Origin of the sequence: Bacteroides acidifaciens (assembly GCF_903181435.1) — a bacterium.
Classification (GTDB): Bacteria; Bacteroidota; Bacteroidia; order Bacteroidales; family Bacteroidaceae; genus Bacteroides.
Genome location: NZ_CAEUHO010000001.1, coordinates 189,076 through 210,388, shown reverse-complemented (window position 1 = coordinate 210,388; position 21,313 = coordinate 189,076). Strand labels below are relative to the sequence as shown.

Genomic DNA, 21,313 nt, shown 5'->3' with positions numbered 1-21,313 from the left:
GAAATAGTAAGTCCGTTCCTCTTGTATATACACCCGGACTAAACCAAACTGACTTTTAATAATGGAAATCGGGATTATAGCGGTAGCCCTTGCCCTCTTTCACAATCATGCGCTTGTTCACAAGAAACTTGTTAAGCGACACAAGAACATTGCGTCCACGCTCGTAACCGATACTCGCATAACCCTGTTTCAATGCCGCTATGACATTGGAATAGCCTTGTACCACCTGCTTGCCGAAACCGTTCTCCAACGCTTCCCGGTGTTGCTGTTCAGTCAGTTCCGTAAGCGAAAAGTTCCTGTCCTGCTTAGGTTGTTGGAATACATAATCATCCACGATTTCGGGTAAAGCGTTGTCATTGATACGGAATGCGAACGGGTCAAATTCCCGGTCACGTATGTGCATCGCCTTTACCTCGCTTATGTTGCCGTCCTGCTGGCTTTTCGTGATTTGCAGGACGGTTTCAGCCTTGTTGTTCAGTTCCGTACCGATATGCCCCCTTGTGTTGTCATCCCCCTTATTCAAATGCAGAACAGTGTGGATATGCAGGTTATATCCGCTTGACCAGCGCATCAAGAGGTTGATTAGGTCGGTTGATTCGCTGGGGCTGTTGATGTCATACATCAAGTCACGGATTCCGTCAATGATGAGCAACCCCACATCGGGCATATTTTCAAGCATATAGCCGATAATCTGTTTCCGCTTGTCGGGGGTCTGCTCCCTTAGCACGATGAAAACAAAATCGTCCCTGTCCTTGTCGGTAGGCAGTCCGGCAAGTCGCAAAATACGCTCCATGACCTTATGGCAATGGTATTTGCTCTGCTCGGTATCTACATAGAGGATTTTCCGCTTGTTCGGTGGCAGATATGCCGAATACTTCAGTACCTCGTCATTCTTCAACGCCGCCGCAACGATGGCGGAAATGTTGAATGTCTTTTTGCTCTTGGCTTTTCCTGTGGATGCGCTGAAATTACCCAGCGTGCCAATGGTAGAGCCGTTCACCCAGAGTATTTCGGGCGGCACTTCGTAAGTGTCCGTCACCTTTAGATGGATGGTTTTCCAAAGGGCTGCAAAATCCTCTTTCTGCATGGTGACATCCTGCCCGGCTTCTGTCGCTTTTCTATTTTCCATAGCCGCTATTTCTTTAAGGGACGGTTAAGGATATATTTCTGCGCTTCCTGCTCTATCTGCGCCTGCGTCTTCACCGGGTTCTGACGCAACCACGCTTCTAATTCCGCTTTCTCAAAATAAAGCATTTTGCCCTGCGGCTTGTAATGGGGTATCAAGTTACCCGAAGTCAGCTTGTACAGGTAACTTTTTGAAAGGTTCAAGAACTTGCTCGCTTCATCAAAACTAAGCACATTCTTTGAAAGGAACACTAAATTTTCGAGTTCTGCAACTCGCTTCTCAATACTTGTTTCCATATAACAAAAGTATTTGCGTTAGACAATATGGAGTGCATGCCCTCCAGTTTCTTGTAATCGATTACGGGGGCAAAAGTATTGAGGAATAGCTTGATAGTGGATTAAGCTATGTTTGAGGTATTAACCTATTCTTAAAGTTTTTTCAGTTGTTTGATATAATTGCTGATGGTTACATAATCTTTTTCATGTTCCACCCCTTTTACATAATTGGCGGCTGTGGCTAAATCACCTTGATTCAGATATTTATCTTTCTTTATATTCTTCGTAACAAACAACTTATTCTTTGCTATAACAGATTGCCAGTTAGGTGTTATCAAACCACGATTGCTTAATTCCGAAAAAAGAAAAGCTACCTGCCTGTTGTTATTAGACCTAAATATAACTTTTGGCTTACAGGAAAGTATTGCTTTCAAATCTTCAAAAGTCATAGGAGCATTGAAAATTTCCACTTCATTGATACAATCCACCAACAATGCTATTTGTCTGTCGTTTAAAATAGACTTAAACGGATTTTCTGTTTCAGCAATATGGGAGATAATTTTAGGCTCTTGGCATTTATCTTGAATTGGTTGCGGCTCTTTCTGTTGTGGCTGCATTTCCGCTTGCACCTTACTTTCTTTCTTTTTTCGCAAGTACGCAGAATATTTTTCCAATACAACAGTTTTAACTATTACGGAAAAATAAGGCAGTTCTTCATCATAAACCGTATTATCTTGCTCATACCGGGAATAATCAAATGAAAGAGGATTAAACGACATGTATTTTCTTTTCTCATCGGATTTCAAGGATTCATAAAAACCGCTTTCCCAAAAGAAATCAGATACAGAATAAAAATATTGAATATCATTCAACACAGAATAACGAATATATAACTGCACCAACTCATCAGCGGTACGAACATATTCTTGCTGTTCCAGTTTATCTGCCTGTTCTTCGTCGAAATATAAGGACTTAGAGGCAATATTATCTATCATAACTTGGCTGGCATGATTGATACAGCGATTGAATATACCTTGTATATGGTCGAATTTTATTTTCAGTTCTTCTTCTGTCATAATAATCTATGTTTCAGTTAGTAGAAACAAAGATATATTTTTCCGGCTAAACAAAGACAAAAAAAGAAAGAAAGTACGGTAACTGTGATATAACCATACTTTCTTTTTAAATCAGTCCGTCAAATTCGGTATCAAACTTATAGCTTCTTCTTTTTTCTTATCGACAATCTTCGCATAAATTTGAGTTGTGGCAATATTTTTATGTCCTAACAATTTGCTAACTGTGTACAAGTCAGCCCCCAATGTAAGCATCATGGTAGCATGGGTATGCCGGGCAACATGAAACGAGATATGCTTAATAATCCCTGCGTCTTTCGCCCATTTTTGAAGTATTTTATTTATAGTTCCCTCATGCGTCAAAGGAAAAATCAAATCATCGCCTTTTGCTTCATTTTGTTGCGGCAACCACTTTAACGCTTCATCGGATATAGGCAGATAAAGCGGTTCTTTTGTTTTCTGCATCTTTATTTCAATTCTTATTCTTTCACCGCTTTTCTGCAAATCGTTCCACTTCAATTTTCTTATATCGCTTACACGCAGCCCACACAAACAACTGAAAAGAAAGGCTTGTTTCATTATCTCATACTTGCACTCTGTCCCGATAAGCCGCTTCAATTCCTCTATTGTCAAATACTCCCTGCGGCTGACTTCCGCTTTTACCTTACTGGCAAAATCAAACTCTTTCGTTGGATTGACCGTAATAATCCCCTCTTTATAGGCTCTATTTATAGCGGTACGCAGCACCCCATAGTAAGCAATAACGGAATTATTACTTAATACACCCCCAGCCTTTAACAAACCAAACTTGCTTGCTTTCTTCGCTTGTTTCAAGAAATCCACAAAGCTATTCAAGAAGTCCTTATCTATATCACGAAAAGCGATATAATCCCCTCTGAACAATTTTAGTTCACGAATGGTATTACCAACGGTCTTTTCATAGTTCAAGCTGCCACGTTCTTTAGATTGGCTTCTCATGTTCATTAAATAATCAATCACATTCGCTTTTGACTTGTTGGTGTTCTGAAAGCCGTGTGCATCATTTTGCAACTCTACTATCCGCTTGCTTTGAATAGCTTTTGCAAGAGCCAACGTAGCTTCGTTCTTTGCCTTATCCTCTCTTGTCTTTTCGGGTATAAGGTATAATTTCAAAAATTCATATTGCCGTTTACCGCCAACATAATTTTCTTTTCTAATAACATCACCTGTATAGTAGTCCAAATAAATAGACTGGTTGCCATTGGCAAGCTGCTTGAATCTAATCCTTACAGGTTCTTTCAATTTAACTTCTTGTTTTTTCTTCGCCATAATTATGTTCTTATTTTGTTACCGATACAAATATAGCGATTTGTTTTGTTACTTCAATGAATACAGGTAACAAAATAGTAACAAAATAAAGGCATTTATTAGACTAAACAAGAAAATAAGGAAAATAAAGGAAATTACATTCAACAAATATAAAATACTAAATGTCAATATCTTATGTTCAATATTTTATCTCATTTTTTCTCTTTTTCCACAACTGACAGCTGTTGATAATGTTCTGCCACAACACATACGAGCCCGGAGCAACAGCAGACAACGGATTGAGATAGGTATGAGCCATCCAAATAGCCAGAATCGTATTCTTCTGTCCCAATGCCTGACCGCCACTTATACGGTCATTATAGACAGAGCCGATAGTTTTCCCCAGAAAGAACTGCAAACAACAAGCTATTAAAGCTCCAACGGCAATCATGATTTCAGTAAAACCGTCAGCAGGGTCATTGAGCAATGAATATAATGTCTGAGCCGTCACGATGGCTAATGAAACAGCCCACAAGTAAAAAGCAAGTTCATGGTAGCCCAGTAGTTTCTGATGTACTTTAGGCAAGCATTTGCTCAACAGCCACGCAAGCAGAAACGGACAAATTAGCAATGGAAATACCTTGCTCAAAATAACGAAAAACGCTTGCCAAAAGCCGACATCGGGATGCACTTCCACCAAAGGAAAAAGAATAGGCACGGCAATAGCTGCTCCGATATTAGCAAGCAGCGTATACGTAGTCAGACTTGCTGCACTGCCACCCAACTTGGAAGTAATCACCGCGGCAGCCGTAGCCGTCGGGCAAATAATACAAACCATCACACCTTCCGCTATAATCTTATCGAACCGGTAAAGCAGCAGATAAGCCGCCAACGCACCGCCAATCTGAATCAGCAACAACCATGCATGAAGAGGTTTGGGCTTCAAATCACGTGGAGACACCTTACAGAAAGTCAACAACAACATCGTAAAAATAAGATAGGGAGTCAGAAAAGAAAGGCTGATAAACAGCGGATAACCTATAGCACCTACCAGCATAGCAATAGGTAACGTCCAATTCTTCAAAAACTTAAGCATCGTCGTACATTTTAACTTCGAAGCGCAAAGTAACGGAGATTTCAGGAAAAAAGCTATCATTATACCGAAAAAAACACAAAACTTAATGGCAAATAATGAGTTTTCTACAAATTTCTACTACATTTGCACCGTATTACAAATATGAAGCTGAATAGACCATACATAGTATATATATGCATTTGCCTTTGGCTACTTTTTCTACCCTCATGTACCAGCCATTTATGGGGGAAGGATTTTGTTGTAGTCATCGATGCCGGACACGGCGGACATGACCCCGGCGCCATAGGCAAGACAACCAAAGAGAAAAACATCAATCTGAACGTTGCCCTGAAGGTGGGAAATCTGATAAAAAGAAACTGCGACGACGTCAAAGTGATTTACACCCGCAGCAAAGATGTCTTCATTCCTCTGGCACGACGGGCAGAAATCGCGAACAATGCGAAAGCTGACCTGTTCATCTCTATCCACACCAACGCACTGGCAAACAACCGTACAGCAAAAGGCGCATCTACCTGGACACTGGGTCTTGCCAAATCGGACGCCAACCTGGAAGTTGCCAAACGGGAGAACTCCGTGATTCTTTACGAAAGCGATTACGAGACACGATATGCCGGCTTCAACCCGAACTCCGCAGAATCTTATATCATATTTGAATTTATGCAGGACAAGTATATGGAGCAGAGCGTACATCTCGCCTCTCTGATGCAAAAACAATTCCGCCATACCTGCAAACGGACAGACCGTGGAGTGCATCAAGCGGGATTCCTTGTCCTGAAAGCAAGTGCCATGCCGAGCATCCTGATAGAATTAGGATTTATCTCTACCCCTGAGGAAGAACGTTATCTGAGTTCCGAAGTAGGAGCCTCAACCATGGCAAAAGGCATTTATCATGCTTTCCTGAATTATAAAAGAGAACACGAGATACGCCTTACGGGAGTCAGCAAGACGATTATCCCGACTGAGCAGGAAGAAGACAACACTCCGGCTATTGCACAAAAAGACACGGAAAGGGCATCGGTCCCTCAGCAGAAAGAACTGCTGGCAGAAGCCAGGACAAAAGCTGCTTCGACAACAAAAACGACCACAAACCGTCCGATTGCGTCGCAAAGTGCAACCAACGACAGTGAAATTACGTTTAAGATACAGATACTCACCTCTTCCAAGCCTCTCGCCAAAAACGACAAGCGGCTGAAAGGACTGAAAGGTGTGGATTATTATAAAGAGAAGGGCATATACAAATATACGTATGGTGCCTCCGGCGATTACAACAAAGTGCTGCGCACAAAACGCACCATTACGCCTCAATTCAAAGACGCTTTCATTATCGCCTTCCGCAACGGAGAGAAAATGAACGTCAACGAAGCGATTGCCGAGTTTAAAAAGAGAAGAAATAAATAAAAAGATAAAATGAAGTACATTACAAAAGAAGTCAGAATAGGTATTGCAGGTATCATCGCACTATGTGTGCTTATCTATGGAATCAACTGGCTGAAGGGAATACATATGTTTCAACCTTCCAGCTATTTCTATGCCAAATTTCAGAACGTGAACGGACTGACCAAATCGAGCCCGGTCTTTGCGGACGGTGTACGGGTGGGTATCGTACGCGACATCTATTATGATTACACGAATCCCGGCAATGTAATAGTGGAAGTAGAACTGGACACGGAACTGCGTATCCCGAAAGGAAGCAGCGCAGAACTGGTAGCCGAATTGATGGGCGGTGTACGCATGAACATACTCCTGGCAAACAACCCGCGTGAAAAATATGCCGTAGGTGATACAATCCCCGGCACAATGAACAACGGAATGATGGAAAGCGCGGCGAAACTTATCCCGAAAGTTGAGGAAATGCTTCCGAAACTGGATTCTATCCTTATCTCACTGAACAACATTTTAGGAGACAAGAGCATCCCCGCCACTTTACATTCGATAGAAACAACCACAGCCAACCTGGCAGTAGTCAGCTCACAAGTAAAAGGGCTCATGAGCAACGATATCCCACAGCTCACCAGCAAGCTGAATACAATCGGAGATAACTTCGTAGCCATCAGCGGAAATCTGAAAGAAGTGGATTATGCATCTACTTTCAAAAAAATAGACGAAACGCTGGCTAACGTAAAAATACTTACAGAGAAGTTAAACAGCAAAGATAATACCCTCGGACTGCTCTTCAACGACCCTACTTTATACAATAATCTGAATGCCACAACCGAAAACGCAGCCAGCTTGTTGGAAGACTTGAAAGAGCATCCGAAACGCTATGTCCACTTCTCATTATTCGGTAAGAAAGACAAGTAGCATTTTATCGTTATATAGATTTTATCTAAATAACGATATGTTTCGAAAAGCGTGTCATTGCTTCTCAAATGTCTATCTACAAACCGAAATAATATTCCCGTACAAACGCATATACGGGAGAAAATTGGACAGAATTTTATATATAACATATTAGGAAACAGATACTTATAATTTTGCAAGAGTGAATCAGTATAGTGTGTAACAACAGATATATATAAGTCACTGAAAGTAAACACATTATTATTCTCACGAAAAAAACAAGAAAAAGCTAATTTGTTTTTTCCGAATAAGATTCCCAATTTTGCAAACGTAGAAGTTTTGCTTAATTAATAAATGTATTAAAGTTACTATGATTGAATCAAATCATGTCGTGCTTTGGAACCGCTGTCTCGAGGTTATAAAAGACAATGTTCCTGAAACGACATATAATACTTGGTTTGCCCCTATTGTTCCATTGAAATATGAGGACAAAACATTGATTTTACAAATCCCCAGCCAGTTTTTCTATGAGATACTGGAAGAGAGATTTGTAGACTTGATACGCAAGACATTGTATAAGGTCATTGGCGAAGGCACCAAGTTGATGTACAACGTCATGGTAGACAAAAGTTCGTTTCCGCCTCAAACCGTGGATCTCGAACCAAGCAATCGTTCTACGGCTGTTACTCCCAAAAGCATAGTCGGAGGAAACAAAGCTCCCAGTTTCTTACAGGCTCCTGCCGTTCAGGATTTGGACCCGCATTTGAACCCCAATTATAACTTCGAAAACTTCATTGAAGGATACAGCAACAAGCTGTCGAGAAGTGTAGCCGAAGCCGTAGCACAAAAACCCGGGGGCACTGCTTTCAACCCGTTGTTCCTCTATGGAGCATCCGGAGTAGGAAAGACGCACTTGGCAAATGCAATAGGCACGAAAATCAAAGAGATTTATCCTGGAAAAAGAGTATTGTATGTTTCGGCACATTTGTTCCAAGTACAATATACGGACTCTGTACGTAATAATACGACGAACGATTTCATAAACTTCTATCAGACAATTGATGTATTGATTATCGATGATATCCAGGAATTTGCCGGTGTCACCAAGACGCAGAACAACTTCTTCCATATCTTCAATCATCTACATCAAAACGGCAAACAGCTCATATTGACTTCCGACCGCGCTCCCGTGTTGTTGCAAGGTATTGAGGAACGCTTACTTACCCGCTTCAAATGGGGTATGGTGGCGGAGCTGGAAAAACCGACCGTAGAACTTCGCAAAAACATTCTGCGCAATAAGATACATCGCGACGGATTACAATTCCCGGAAGAAGTTATCGATTATATTGCCGAAAATGTAAACGAAAGTGTACGCGATTTGGAAGGTATCGTCATTGCCATCATGGCACGCTCTACTATTTTCAATAAGGAAATAGATATGGATTTGGCACAACGCATTGTGCATGGCGTGGTTCATAACGAAACAAAGGCTGTTACTATTGATGATATTCTCAAAGTAGTATGCAAACATTTTGATTTGGAACCGACCGCCATACATACAAAATCCAGAAAGAGGGAAGTAGTCCAAGCAAGGCAGATTGCCATGTATCTCGCCAAAAATCACACAGACTTTTCAACATCCAAGATAGGAAAGTTCATCGGTAACAAAGACCACGCAACCGTACTTCACGCCTGCAAGACCGTAAAAGGTCAATTAGAGGTGGACAAGAGCTTTAGCGCAGAGGTACAGGAGATTGAGTCGTTACTGAAGAAAAGAAACTAGATTAGTGATTAGTAATTAATAGGCTGCGCATTTATACTTCAAGGCGTTAATCACTAATCACTAAACGCTAATCATTATTTCAAGAATCCCTGTCGGCGGAGTACTTCCAATAGATTTTCAGACATAAATTCGTTATCTTTCTTTGTATAACGCACGTCTGTAAAGACTTGAGCCAAAGTTTCTTTTTTATTTTCTTCGACAAATTGTTTGTTTTCCGGCAATGATTCTTTATATGCATAGAGTTTGTCTATCTCTTCCGGCGTATAATCGTGATATTTCTCTTCGTGCACAGCGGCTTCCAAAGGCAGGCGGTCTACTTGCGCAGGAATACCGTCGGGATAGCCTACTGTTATCGTGGTGAGAGGGAACACCAGTTCGGGGAGTTGAAGAGTATCAATAATCATTTGGGGATTGTAAGTAGTGGTTCCCAGATAACAAATGCCGAGTCCTGCCTCTTCTGCCAGCGTGCAGAAAGTCTGCGCAACCAGCAAAGTATCCATGGACGCATTCATAAAAGACATTAAATTATCATAGCCCGGCACCGCTTTCCGCTGCTCACACCACTTGCTGAATCGACGGAAATCAGCACAAAAAGTAAGTACCACCGGCGCATTTTTTACCATCGGCTGGTTAAAATGAGCGGGCGAAAGTTTTTCCTTCATTTTAGCGTCGCGAGTGACAATCACACTATAAAGCTGCATCCCACCCATCGTAGAAGCACGGAAAGAGGTTTCAAGCAAATCATTTAACAAATCAGGAGCAATGTCCTTCGACTGGTATTTCCTGATTGTTCTTCTGTTCTTTACGGTTTCAAACATATCTTTTTTTTGCAAAGATATAAAAAGAAAAAACTATTCCACCACACTGATAGAAAAGAATAGTTTTCTTTTTGGAAAACTTTAACCTTTGAACAAAAATAAAATTTATCTGTTTATCAAATACTTAACGCGCACAAATAGAAAACCTGCAACCTGTTAATAAATTGTTTCATTTTTATTTTGATAGATAAAAAAACATTCTTAGCTTTGCAGCTACATTTGTTGACGATAAGTAAACTTCTACACATTACTTATTAAAAATCAGATTTAGCATAAATTGAATCGTGGAAAAACAAATTTATTCTTATGACGAAGCCTACGAAGAATCTTTACGATATTTTCAAGGCGACGAGCTTGCTGCAAGGGTTTGGGTAAACAAATATGCAGTAAAGGATTCTTTCGGAAATATCTATGAAAAGTCTCCGGAAGAGATGCATTGGAGAATTGCTAATGAAGTGGCACGCATCGAATCAAAGTATCCGAATGCACTTACAGCAAAAGAGCTGTACGATTTACTGGATCACTTCAGATACATCGTTCCCCAAGGTAGCCCGATGACAGGAATCGGCAACGACTACCAGGTTGCATCATTATCCAATTGTTTCGTTATCGGTGTAGATGGCGCTGCCGATTCTTACGGCGCTATCATCAAAATCGATGAAGAACAGGTACAATTAATGAAAAGACGTGGTGGCGTAGGTCATGACTTGTCACATATCCGCCCGAAAGGTTCTCCCGTCAAAAACTCCGCACTGACTTCCACAGGCCTTGTCCCATTCATGGAACGGTATTCTAACTCGACCCGTGAAGTTGCTCAGGACGGACGCCGCGGCGCATTGATGCTAAGCGTGTCTATCAAACATCCGGATTCGGAAGCCTTTATCGACGCCAAAATGACAGAGGGAAAGGTAACCGGAGCAAATGTATCGGTAAAACTGGACGATGCTTTCATGCAGGCTGCCGTAGATGAAAAGCCTTATGTACAGCAGTATCCTATCGACTCTGCCGATCCCGTATTCACCAAAGAAATCGACGCTTCTACTTTATGGAAGAAGATTGTTCATAATGCATGGAAGTCAGCAGAGCCGGGTGTATTGTTCTGGGATACGATTATCCGCGAGTCTGTGCCCGACTGTTATGCCGACTTGGGTTACAAAACCGTATCGACTAACCCATGTGGTGAAATTCCTTTGTGTCCTTATGACTCTTGCCGCTTGTTGGCAATCAATCTATATTCGTATGTAGTTAATCCTTTCAAGCCGGATGCATACTTCGATTTTGACTTATTCCAAAAGCACGTAGCTTTGGCTCAACGTATCATGGACGATATCATCGACCTTGAGCTGGAGAAGATCGAGCGCATCATGATGAAAATTGATGAAGACCCGGAAAACGACGAAGTGAAACGTGCAGAACGTGTGCTTTGGGACAAGATATATAAGAAGAGCGGACAGGGTCGCCGTACCGGTGTAGGTATCACTGCCGAAGGAGATATGCTTGCCGCTTTGGGACTGCGTTACGGAACGGAAGAAGCTACGGAATTTTCTGAAAAAGTGCACAAGGCAGTAGCTCTCGGTGCTTACCGTTCTTCGGTAGAGATGGCGAAAGAGCGTGGTGCTTTCGAGATATACGATAACAAACGTGAACAGAACAATCCTTTCATCCAACGTTTGGCGGAAGCTGATCCGGCACTGTACGAAGATATGAAGAAGTACGGACGTCGTAATATCGCTTGTCTGACTATTGCTCCTACCGGAACAACCAGTCTGATGACTCAGACAACTTCGGGTATCGAGCCTGTATTCTTGCCTGTTTACAAGCGTAGAAGAAAGGTGAATCCGAACGACACAAATGTACATGTAGACTTTGTTGACGAAACCGGAGACGCATTCGAAGAATATATCGTATTCCACCACAAATTCGTTACGTGGATGGAAGCGAACGGCTACGACCCTGCGAGACGTTATACACAGGAAGAGATTGACGAACTGGTGGCTAAATCTCCTTACTATAAAGCTACTTCCAACGACGTCGACTGGTTGATGAAAGTGAAGATGCAGGGAAGAATCCAGAAATGGGTAGACCACTCCATCAGCGTGACAATCAATCTGCCGAATGACGTAGACGAGGATTTGGTGAACCGCTTGTATGTAGAAGCATGGAAATCCGGTTGTAAAGGCTGTACCGTATATCGTGACGGTTCACGTTCCGGTGTATTGATTTCCACCAAGTCGAAAAAGAAAGAAGAATTGCCTCCTTGCAAACCGCCTACAGTGGTAGAAGTACGTCCGAGAATTTTGGAAGCTGACGTAGTGCGTTTCCAGAATAACAAGGAGAAATGGGTGGCTTTCGTCGGCTTACTGGACGGACATCCTTATGAAATCTTCACCGGTTTGCAGGATGATGACGAAGGTATCCTGTTGCCCAAGAGCATAACTTCCGGACGTATCATCAAGAACGTTGACGAGGACGGTACGAAACGTTACGACTTCCAATTTGAGAACAAACGCGGATATAAGACAACTATCGAAGGATTGTCAGAGAAGTTTAACAAGGAATATTGGAACTATGCGAAATTGATTTCGGGAGTGCTTCGCTACCGGATGCCGATTGAGCAGGTTATCAAGCTAGTAGGCTCTCTGCAATTGAATAGCGAAAATATTAACACCTGGAAAAATGGCGTGGAACGTGCCTTGAAGAAGTATATTCAAGATGGAACCGAAGCCAAAGGTAAGAAATGTCCGAACTGCGGTAATGAAACTTTGATTTATCAGGAAGGTTGCCTGATCTGCACAAGTTGCGGTGCTTCCAGATGCGGATAAACATCTTACGTATGTTAATTAATATATAAACAAAAGGTTAAAAGGAGTCCGCGAGGGCTCCTTTTATTTTTTATTCAAAAAAATGTCTTATACTTGCAGTGTCTTAAATATTCAATCAAAATCTAATATATATGATTTTATCATTTAACATCGAATATCGCACCAACTGGGGGGAAGAAGTGAGGCTTGCCGGCTTGTCTGCGGAATCTGTCCCCATGCACACTACAGATGGCATATACTGGACAGCAGAACTGGAGCTTGAAGTTCCCCAAGAAGGGTTGATTATCCATTATAACTACCAGATAGAACAAAACGGAATTGTTACCCGCAAAGAATGGGACAACTTCCCACGATGTATTTTCTTATCCGGTGTTCCCAGGAAGAAATACAGAATCAACGACTGCTGGAAAAACATTCCCGAGCAACTATATTTTTACAGTTCCGCTTTTACGGAAGCTTTATTAGCGCATCCCGAAAGAGAAAGTATTCCGCAAGGTCATAAGAAAGGACTGGTTATCAAAGCTTATGCTCCGCGAATTAACAAGGATTACTGCCTGGGAATTTGTGGCAACCAGAAGGCATTAGGCAACTGGAATCCGGAAAATGCTGTTCTGATGAGTGATGCCAACTTCCCGGAATGGCAAGTGGAACTGGATGCCAGTAAACTCAAATATCCGCTGGAATATAAGTTTGTTCTTTACAACAAGCAGGAGAAGACAGTGGAATGCTGGGAAAAGAACCCTAACCGCTATCTGGCAGACCCAGAAATAAAAACGAACGAAACGCTCGTGATTTCCGACCGGTATGCTTATTTTGATATTCCGGCATGGAAAGGCTCCGGCATTGCCATTCCTGTATTCTCGCTGAAATCAGAGAGGAGTTTCGGAGTCGGCGATTTCGGTGACTTGAAACGTATGATCGACTGGGCTGTATGTACGCATCAGAAAGTTATCCAGATTTTGCCTATTAACGACACGACCATGACGCATGCATGGACGGACTCTTATCCTTATAATAGCATTTCTATTTATGCTTTCCATCCGATGTATGCTGATTTGAGACAGATGGGAACATTGAAAGACAAAGAGGTCGCCGCCGGATTCAGCAAGAAACAAAAAGAATTGAACAACCTGACTGCCATTGACTATGAAGCAGTCAATCAGACCAAGTGGGAGTTCTTCCGTTTAATCTTCCGGCAGGAAGGCGAGAAGGTGCTGGCTTCTAAAGGGTTTAAGGCATTCTTTGTAGCTAACAAGGAGTGGTTGCAGCCTTATGCTGCCTTCAGCTATCTGCGTGACGCTTACCGGACACCTAATTTCCGTGAATGGCCGAAATTTTCGGTTTACAATGCACAGGAAATAGAAAAGATGTGCCAACCGGAGACGGCAGACTATCCGCATATCGCACTATATTATTTCATCCAGTATCATCTGCATCTGCAATTACTGGCGGCAACTAAATATGCCCGCGAGAACGGTGTTGTATTGAAAGGGGATATTCCTATAGGCATCAGTCGCAACAGTGTGGAAGCCTGGACCGAGCCTCATTATTTTAACCTGAACGGACAGGCAGGCGCTCCGCCCGATGATTTCTCCGTCAACGGACAGAATTGGGGATTCCCCACATACAACTGGGACGTGATGGAAAAAGACGGATACCGCTGGTGGATGAAACGTTTTCAGAAAATGGCAGAATACTTTGACGCCTACCGGATCGACCATATTCTCGGATTCTTCCGTATTTGGGAAATACCGATGCATGCCGTACACGGATTACTAGGGCAGTTTGTCCCTTCTTTGCCTATGAGCCGGGAAGAGATAGAAAGTTACGGTTTTACCTTCCGGGAAGAATATCTGAAACCATTTATCCATGAGTCATTCCTCGGACAGTTATTCGGTCCTTATACCCATCTTGTGAAACAAGATTTTCTCCAATTGACTGATGAACCTGGGATTTATTGCATGAAGCCGGGATTTGAAACGCAACAGGAAGTGAAACAATTCTTTGCCGGGAAAAACGACGAGGACAGTATTTGGATCCGGGATGGATTGTATTCTTTAATCAGTGATGTCTTGTTTGTGCCGGACAAAAAAGAGGAAGGCAAATACCATCCCCGCATTGGCGTACAACGTGATTTTATCTTCCGGTCATTGGGCGAAGAGGATAAGAATGCGTTCAATAAACTCTACGACCAATATTATTATCACCGCCACAATGAGTTCTGGTATCAGCAGGCGATGAAGAAATTGCCACAATTAACACAATCCACCCGTATGTTGGTATGTGGAGAAGATTTGGGAATGATTCCCGCTTGCGTAGCGTCAGTAATGAACGATTTACGCATCCTCAGCCTGGAGATTCAGCGGATGCCCAAGAACCCGATGCATGAGTTCGGGCATTTGGATGAATATCCGTATCGGTCTGTCTGCACAATTTCCACGCATGATATGTCTACGCTACGCGGCTGGTGGGAAGAGGACTATCAACAGACACAACGGTATTACAACACGATATTGGGACATTACGGTATTGCTCCTGCTGTCGCGACTCCTGAATTGTGCGAAGAGATTGTACGCAACCATCTTAACAGCAACTCGATTCTCTGCATCTTGTCTTTCCAGGACTGGTTGTCCATAGACGGAAAATTGAGAAATCCGAATGTGCAGGAAGAACGGATCAACGTTCCGTCCAACCCAAGAAATTATTGGCGGTACCGGATGCATATCACATTGGAACAGTTGATGAAAGCGCATGCATTCAATGATAAGATACGCGAGCTGATTAAATATACAGGGAGAAATCCTGAAAAATAGATGTAAGTAAGATAAATAACGTGGATAATGCCGGTTTAAGAATGTCGAAAACCTGTGTTATCCGCGCTATTTATATTTCTGACATTCTCTTTTGCAATAACCGAATCGACACTCAATCTTTTTTTTCGCTTTACGTAGCCACCTTTTTATTTTTCCATCTTCCCCGTTTTATTCCAATTAATCAAGTATCTTTGCGCCCGAATCCTGTAATAAAAGACAGCAAGAGGGACAAGCGATTGGACTCTGCTTATAACGTTGAGTATCTGTATCCTGCTCACTCCTGTCCTTCTGAAGGTAATCCCGCAAATGGTTGCCCAGAAAGACCTGCTAAAAGTAAAACAAAACCATACTAACATCACATCATATGAAGATAAACAGTAGCTATATTCTTTTGAAAGAGATTCGTTGCTATGCCTACCACGGAGTAGCGCCACAAGAGAACCTTATCGGAAACGAATACATCATTGACTTGAAACTGAAAGTGGATATCAGCAAAGCTGCACAAACGGACGAAGTGGTTGATACTGTCAACTACGCAGAAGTACATCAAGTGATAATGGCAGAAATGGCTGTCCCGTCAAAGTTACTGGAACACGTAGGCGGACGGATTGTTGAAAAACTTTTTCAACAGTTCCCGACTCTTGAAGAAATAGAACTGCATCTTTCCAAACGAAACCCGCCGATGGGAGCTGATATAGAATCAGCAGGGATAGAACTGCATTGCAGCAGAAAATAAAACGGGGGGAGTCGAACTTACTTTTGATGCTTCCATCTTGTTATCCTTTTAGGTCCGACAATTGAGAGAACCGTTTGCATCCTCTCGCATAAAACTGCCATAAGATACTACTTTTTGTCCGTTCGGGTATCGGATTCAAAGTTTTTTTTCTCAGGTTCTCCTCACGGGATGAGGAAAATGACGGACATATCTGCTTATATTCCCTGCGTGCGCTTATCACAGCACGAGCATTACTTATATCTCCCTTCAGTAGAAAAGTAAGTGCCGCCACATAATCAAGACAAGTCCGGACACGCATCACTTTATTTAACTCTTCCTGCGGAAGATTCTTATAGAGCATGACAAGATTATTACGAAAATTGAGAAAAGTCTTACGAGGATTCTCCTTTTTGAGCGTAGCCCCGCCTACATGATAGACAACACTTTGAGGAATGCAAACAATCCCATGCCCCCGTGAACGAAGTCGCCAGCATAAATCAATCTCTTCCATATGCGCAAAGAAACGCCCGTCCAATCCACCTATATTCAGATAATCGGCACGGCGGATAAACAAAGCCGCCCCGGTTGCCCAAAATACGGGAACAATTGTATCATACTGCCCCTTATCCTTTTCGACTACTCCCATAATACGTCCCCGGCAGAAAGGATAACCGTATTTATCTATAAATCCACCCGATGCTCCGGCGTATTCAAAATATTCTTTTTGCCGCTGGCTCCGTATCTTCGGCTGGCAGGCAGCTACTTCCGGATGAACATCGAGATAAGCAATCATCGGTTCCAGCCAACGCTCCGTCACTTCCACATCGGAGTTCAGAAGAACGACATATTCAGCGTCCACCTGCTGCAAAGCCACATTGTATCCGTCGGCAAAACCATGATTCTGTTCGAGCAGAATTGTCCGGACAGAGGGAAATTCCCGATGAAGCATATTCACAGAATCATCCGTAGAACCGTTGTCCGCCACACAGACTTCTATCCCCGCCCCTTCCGAATAGCGTACTACGGACGGAAGAAAAGTGCGGAGCATATCGCATCCGTTCCAATTCAGAATGACAACCGATACTTTCATTTCTGTTCTTTCTCCTTGTTTTGCTCTTTCCTCTTATCCTGCTCTTCCCGTTCATTCCGCTTACATTCTTCCGAAGTAAATTTCCATCGCTTATGCGACCACAGCCAATAGGCAGGTTCCCTGCGAAGGGTTTGTTCCAGACGCTGTGCAAACATTTCTGTTATCTCCCCTTCGGCTGTCTCTTTGGGAGTATCCGTCATCAGTTTGAATTCGGCTTCGCAATACCCTCTGCGATTCTTCGTCAGTTCACAATAGAAAACGGGAAAATTCATCATTTTCGCAATGCGTTCCGCACCATTCAGGAAAGCAGTTTCCTGCCCCAGGAAAGTAGTCCAGTACCTGTCACCGCTAGGCCATTGGTCAGTAATCAACCCGACCACCATCTTTTTGCCTTCACGCTTCAATTTTATAATCTCGCGGGCAGTAGAGTGTTTAGGAATATTGTATCCGCCGAAACGGGAACGGATACGCCTAAACAGTTCGTCCAGATATTTATCCTTCAAAGGTTTATACACCTGTACGGGGACATCTCCCGGTTTCATGATCGCCCCCATCCCGATCAGCCATTCATAATTGGCATAATGGGGAATCATTACGATAATTCCACCGTACTTCTCCGTCAGTTCCAAATACTGTTCCGTATTCTTATAAGTCATCCTCTGGTAGAGATCTTCGGCAGACATATGCAGCAGTTTCAAATCTTCAAGCATATAATCTGAAAGGTAGCGATAAAATTTGCGCTCTATCTGCAACCTTTCCGCATCGGTCTTTTCCGGGAATGATTTCGCGAGGTTCTCCCGCACTACTTTCCGGCGATATCTCCCCACACGATACATCAACAGATAATTAAAACCCGAAAGGATATACAATATTCGGAACGGAAGGGCTGAAAAAAGCCACATTCCGGTAGATACGAGCCAATAGATAAGTTTTGATTTCATGCTTATATCAGAATTGTACCTTTTAATGCTGTCTTATCTTCGTTAAAATCGCCCAGACGCACATTGACTACCTGATTGTCGAGCGAGTTATCACTTTCCACTTCCACACGGATATAATTTTCCGTAAATCCATGCATCGGAGCGCCTGCTTTCGATTTCTCCATCAACACCGGCATAACCTGCCCGATATGACGGGCATAGAAAGCCTGCGTCTTTTCATCCGAAAGCGACAACAGCCGTTGGCTACGCTGATGCTTTTCTTCAGGAGAAACCACATAGTCTATTTTCAGCGCTTGTGTTCCGGGACGTTCGGAATAACTGAACACATGTAGTTGCGTCACATCCAGTCCGGCAATGAATTGATAGGCTTGTTCGAAATATCCCTCTGTTTCTCCACGTGTGCCTACAATCACATCCACACCGATAAAGGCATCCGGCATCACCTCTTTAATCTTCTTTATTTTCGAAGCAAAGAGAGCTGTATCATACCGGCGGCGCATTAACTTCAAGACTTCATCGCATCCCGATTGCAAAGGAATATGAAAATGAGGCATAAAGCGATGGGAATGAGATACGAACTCGATAATTTCATCCGTCAACAGATTGGGTTCGATAGAGGATATACGGTAACGTTCGATTCCTTCCACCTGATCCAATGCTTTCACCAAGTCGAAGAAACTTTCTCCCGTTGTCTTGCCGAAATCTCCGATATTCACTCCGGTCAGGACGATTTCTTTTCCACCTTCCGCGGCAGCTTGCCTAGCCTGCTCTACCATAGAAGCAATGGTTCCGTTACGACTTCGCCCGCGCGCAAAGGGAATGGTGCAATAGGAACAGAAGTAATCGCAACCATCCTGTACTTTCAGGAAATAGCGCGTACGGTCGCCCCGTGAACACGAAGGAGAAAAGGAACGGATATCTTTGGTCGCAGTAGTGATAGCTTCACCTTTTTCATGTTTTTGCAGGTCGCCCAGGTACTGGAGCACCTCGCCTTTCTGTTCGGCTCCCAATACTACGTCCACTCCGTCTATTTTTGCCACATCGCCGGGTTTCAACTGCGCATAACATCCGGTCACCACCACAAAAGCACCGGGATGCTGTTTGACCAACCGGTGAATAGTCTGTCGGCATTTCTTATCCGCCATCTCCGTCACCGAGCAGGTATTTACCACACAGATATCCGCTTTTTCGCCTTTACGCGCAGTCCGTACACCTGCTTCACGCAGAATTTTACCAATAGTCGAAGTCTCTGAAAAATTTAATTTGCAGCCTAATGTATAATAAACGGCTGTCTTATTTTGGAATACAGTGGTATCTATCATAAGCTGTCATAACACATATTTAGTGCAAAGTTACACATTATTATTAGTAAAACCCTTTTAGATACGAAAGTTTATTCCTATTTTTGCACAATTCACTAAAAAACGTGCAATGATTAAAGAGAATTTCATTAAACTATACGAAAATAGTTTTCGTGAGAACTGGGATTTGCCTTGTTACACTGATTACGGAGAAAATACCCACTATACATACGGGGAGGTAGCTGAAGAAATCGCCCGTTTGCACTTGTTATTCAAGCATTGTAGTCTTCGCAGAGGAGATAAAATATCCGTTATCGGCAAAAATAACGCACATTGGTGTATTGCCTATATGGCAACTATCACCTATGGCGCAATCGTTGTGCCTATCCTTCAAGACTTTACCCCTAACGATGTACATCATATCGTCAATCATTCCGAATCTGTCTTCCTGTTTACAAGCGACAGCATTTGGGAAAATCTGGAAGAAGAGAAACTGCCCGGATTAAGGGGCGTATTTTCACTGACTGACTTCCGTTGCCTGTATCAACGTGACGGAGAAACGATACAGAAGTTTCTGAAGAATACCGATAAGGAAATGCACTCTTCTTATCCGAAAGGATTTACACGCGAAGATGTGCAATACACCACTTTGTCCAATGACAAAGTAATGCTCTTGAACTATACGTCCGGCACTACCGGCTTCAGCAAGGGAGTCATGCTAACCGGCAATAATCTCGCCGGAAACGTCACTTTCGGAATCCGTACCGAATTACTCAAAAAGGGGGACAAAGTGCTTTCCTTCCTTCCGCTGGCGCATGCTTACGGTTGTGCGTTCGACTTTCTGACAGCAACAGCCGTCGGCACGCATGTCACTTTGCTCGGGAAAACGCCTTCGCCCAAAATCATTATGAAGGCTTTTGAGGAAGTGAAACCGAATCTGATTATCACCGTCCCACTCGTCATCGAGAAAATATACAAGAATATCATCCAACCTCTTATTAATAAGAAAGGAATGAAGTGGGCGCTTAATATTCCCTTGCTCGACACCCAAATTTATAATCAGATACGCAAACGGCTCATCGACGCATTGGGCGGACGTTTCAAAGAAATCATCATCGGCGGTGCCGCTATGGATAAGGAAGTGGAAGAGTTTTTTTATAAAATCAAGTTCCCTTTTACCATCGGTTACGGAATGACGGAATGTGGTCCGCTTATCAGCTATGCTCCGTGGAATGAATTTGTATTGGGTTCTTCCGGTAAGATTCTGGATATTATGGAAGCCCGTATCTACAAGGAAAACCCGGAAGCGGAAGTGGGAGAAATACAAGTACGCGGTGAGAACACAATGGTAGGATACTACAAGAATCCCGAAGCCACACAGGAAGTATTCACTGAAGACGGCTGGTTGCGTACCGGTGACCTCGGAACAATGGATGCCAACGGCAATATTTTCATTCGCGGACGTCTCAAGACTATGATTCTGAGTTCTAGCGGACAGAATATCTTCCCGGAAGAATTGGAAACAAAGCTCAACAGCCTGCCGTTTATCCTCGAAAGTATCGTCATCGAACGTAATAAGAAGTTGGTAGCACTTGTCTATGCCGATTACGAAGCGCTGGATTCACTCGGATTGAACAACCCCGACAACCTGAAAACAATTATGGATGAAAACCTCAAGAACCTGAATGCCAACGTAGCCGCTTACGAGAAAATCAGCAAAATACAACTCTATCCTACGGAATTCGAGAAAACGCCGAAAAGAAGTATCAAAAGATACTTATATAACAGTATAGCTATCGAATAATATGTTCTAAAACATAGGGAAAGAGCAAAAAAGAGAGCCGTTACCAAAAAAAATATAAAAATAGTTGGCTTTTCGAGAACAACATATTG

General features: G+C 42.9%; 16 protein-coding genes and 1 pseudogene. 8 read left to right on the top strand and 9 right to left on the bottom strand.

What is annotated here, in order from left to right; genetic code table 11:
• Nucleotides 1–55: 55 nt before the first annotated feature.
• The 5 genes from CLIN57ABFB40_RS00840 to CLIN57ABFB40_RS00820 form a co-directional block, all read right to left on the bottom strand.
• Complete coding sequence (locus CLIN57ABFB40_RS00840) at nt 56–1,129, bottom strand: AAA family ATPase (RefSeq protein ID WP_004315364.1); 1,074 nt, start codon at nt 1,127–1,129, stop codon at nt 56–58.
• Nucleotides 1,130–1,134: 5 nt separating this feature from the next.
• A complete protein-coding gene (locus CLIN57ABFB40_RS00835) occupies nt 1,135–1,422 on the bottom strand; it encodes a helix-turn-helix domain-containing protein (protein WP_005802192.1) in 288 nt (95 codons plus the stop codon).
• 131 nt (nt 1,423–1,553) lie between these two features.
• Nucleotides 1,554–2,477 carry a hypothetical protein gene (locus CLIN57ABFB40_RS00830; RefSeq protein WP_004315366.1) on the bottom strand — a complete coding sequence of 308 codons (924 nt, stop codon included), beginning with the start codon at nt 2,475–2,477 and terminating at the stop codon, nt 1,554–1,556.
• 111 nt (nt 2,478–2,588) lie between these two features.
• Nucleotides 2,589–3,782: a site-specific integrase gene (locus CLIN57ABFB40_RS00825; protein ID WP_004315367.1), complete on the bottom strand. Its 1,194-nt coding sequence runs from the start codon at nt 3,780–3,782 to the stop codon at nt 2,589–2,591.
• A gap of 178 nt (nt 3,783–3,960) precedes the next feature.
• Nucleotides 3,961–4,917, bottom strand: a complete 957-nt coding sequence (locus tag CLIN57ABFB40_RS00820) for a bile acid:sodium symporter family protein (RefSeq protein WP_175628480.1) — start codon at nt 4,915–4,917, stop codon at nt 3,961–3,963.
• Nucleotides 4,918–4,998: 81 nt separating this feature from the next.
• Here CLIN57ABFB40_RS00820 and CLIN57ABFB40_RS00815 point away from each other — a divergent pair, with 81 nt between their 5' ends.
• The 3 genes from CLIN57ABFB40_RS00815 (at nt 4,999) to dnaA (ending at nt 8,920) form a co-directional block, all read left to right on the top strand.
• Nucleotides 4,999–6,255: an N-acetylmuramoyl-L-alanine amidase gene (locus CLIN57ABFB40_RS00815; RefSeq protein ID WP_175628479.1), complete on the top strand. Its 1,257-nt coding sequence runs from the start codon at nt 4,999–5,001 to the stop codon at nt 6,253–6,255.
• Between the two features lie 9 nt (nt 6,256–6,264).
• Complete coding sequence (locus CLIN57ABFB40_RS00810; protein WP_175628478.1) at nt 6,265–7,158, top strand: MlaD family protein; 894 nt, start codon at nt 6,265–6,267, stop codon at nt 7,156–7,158.
• A gap of 349 nt (nt 7,159–7,507) precedes the next feature.
• Nucleotides 7,508–8,920, top strand: coding sequence for a chromosomal replication initiator protein DnaA (dnaA, locus tag CLIN57ABFB40_RS00805; protein WP_175628477.1), 1,413 nt, complete (start codon nt 7,508–7,510; stop codon nt 8,918–8,920).
• Between the two features lie 74 nt (nt 8,921–8,994).
• On the opposite strand, the gene CLIN57ABFB40_RS00800 is transcribed toward dnaA, so the two are convergent.
• Entirely contained in the window at nt 8,995–9,738 is a 744-nt protein-coding gene (locus CLIN57ABFB40_RS00800) for an NADPH-dependent oxidoreductase (RefSeq protein ID WP_175628476.1), read from the bottom strand.
• A 284-nt stretch (nt 9,739–10,022) separates the two neighbouring features.
• Between CLIN57ABFB40_RS00800 and CLIN57ABFB40_RS00795 the strand changes: the two genes are divergently transcribed.
• From CLIN57ABFB40_RS00795 to folB, 4 genes and pseudogenes are all read left to right on the top strand, one after another.
• Nucleotides 10,023–12,560, top strand: a complete 2,538-nt coding sequence (locus CLIN57ABFB40_RS00795; RefSeq protein WP_175628475.1) for an adenosylcobalamin-dependent ribonucleoside-diphosphate reductase — start codon at nt 10,023–10,025, stop codon at nt 12,558–12,560.
• Between the two features lie 131 nt (nt 12,561–12,691).
• On the top strand, nt 12,692–15,373 hold the full coding sequence (locus CLIN57ABFB40_RS00790; protein ID WP_175628474.1) for a 4-alpha-glucanotransferase: 2,682 nt from the start codon (nt 12,692–12,694) through the stop codon (nt 15,371–15,373).
• Between the two features lie 243 nt (nt 15,374–15,616).
• Nucleotides 15,617–15,754: pseudogene (locus tag CLIN57ABFB40_RS00785) on the top strand (acyltransferase); the annotation flags it as partial.
• Nucleotides 15,738–16,109 (top strand): dihydroneopterin aldolase, encoded by a 372-nt coding sequence (folB, locus tag CLIN57ABFB40_RS00780; RefSeq protein ID WP_175628473.1) that lies wholly within the window; start codon nt 15,738–15,740, stop codon nt 16,107–16,109. The pseudogene CLIN57ABFB40_RS00785 and the gene folB, both read left to right, overlap by 17 nt.
• 40 nt (nt 16,110–16,149) lie before the next feature.
• Here folB and CLIN57ABFB40_RS00775 read toward each other — a convergent pair whose 3' ends face one another.
• From CLIN57ABFB40_RS00775 to mtaB, 3 genes are read right to left on the bottom strand one after another with little or no spacing between them, the layout of a single operon-like run.
• Nucleotides 16,150–17,178 (bottom strand): glycosyltransferase family 2 protein, encoded by a 1,029-nt coding sequence (locus CLIN57ABFB40_RS00775; protein WP_175628472.1) that lies wholly within the window; start codon nt 17,176–17,178, stop codon nt 16,150–16,152.
• Complete coding sequence (locus CLIN57ABFB40_RS00770; RefSeq protein WP_175628471.1) at nt 17,175–18,119, bottom strand: lysophospholipid acyltransferase family protein; 945 nt, start codon at nt 18,117–18,119, stop codon at nt 17,175–17,177. The genes CLIN57ABFB40_RS00775 and CLIN57ABFB40_RS00770 overlap by 4 nt, the downstream gene beginning before the upstream one ends.
• A 2-nt stretch (nt 18,120–18,121) precedes the next feature.
• Nucleotides 18,122–19,441, bottom strand: coding sequence for a tRNA (N(6)-L-threonylcarbamoyladenosine(37)-C(2))-methylthiotransferase MtaB (gene mtaB / locus CLIN57ABFB40_RS00765; protein ID WP_175628470.1), 1,320 nt, complete (start codon nt 19,439–19,441; stop codon nt 18,122–18,124).
• Between the two features lie 109 nt (nt 19,442–19,550).
• Between mtaB and CLIN57ABFB40_RS00760 the strand changes: the two genes are divergently transcribed.
• Entirely contained in the window at nt 19,551–21,224 is a 1,674-nt protein-coding gene (locus tag CLIN57ABFB40_RS00760) for a long-chain fatty acid--CoA ligase (RefSeq protein ID WP_175628469.1), read from the top strand.
• Nucleotides 21,225–21,313 lie beyond the last annotated feature (89 nt).